The organism is Streptomyces triticirhizae (assembly GCF_003696235.1).
GTDB classification, from domain to species: Bacteria; Actinomycetota; Actinomycetes; order Streptomycetales; family Streptomycetaceae; genus Streptomyces; species Streptomyces triticirhizae.
In genome coordinates, this window is sequence record NZ_RFFJ01000425.1 from 1 (window position 1) to 613 (window position 613).

The 613-nt window shown below is 75.9% G+C and carries 1 pseudogene; it reads right to left on the reverse strand.

The annotated features are described in order from the left end of the window. Positions 1-292: 292 nt before the first annotated feature. Positions 293-613 (reverse strand): annotated as a pseudogene (locus EBN88_RS31060) (hypothetical protein); the annotation flags it as partial.

Below are 613 nucleotides of genomic sequence, written 5' to 3' on the forward strand. Positions count from 1 at the left end.
AGATCATGCGCTGCCTCAAACGCTACGTCGCCCGCGACGTCTTCCACGCCCTCACCAGGCAAAACACCCGCGCAACGACTCCTGATCAACCGCTAAGAGCCGCTGCTTGACATCCGTAAGAGCATCCTGCCGGCTGCGCCGCGAGGCCGACGCCCAGGCCGAGGCGGCGGCCGAGGGCGAGGGAATGCCGGACCCCGAAAGCTGACCGGGGCAGGCCGGGGGGCCCGCCGAGTCCCCACAGGTTCAGGGGCACGACGCGAACGGGTGAGCCCTCGGCGGCCCGGTGAGCCCCTCAGTGCCCCCCGCAGCACGGGTGCGGGTCCGGCACCTCGAACGGGACGAACCCGGCGCGGGACGGCGCGAGTTGGAGCGTCAGCGTGTCGTGGGAACGGTCGGGCCGCAGATGGTTCCGGGTCTCGACCAGCGCCTCGGGGCCGGCGGCGGCCCCGCCGAGGACGCGCACCGCGTCGATGGCCGTGCGGGAGAGCAGGTCGCCGACGGTGAGCCGGGCCGGCAGGTCGGCCGCCCCGGGGAAGAGCACCGCCCGACCGCCCCTCGGCGCGGCCGCCAGCGCCGCCGCCGCGTCCGCGCGCCAGCGCTCGGGCCCGCGCGC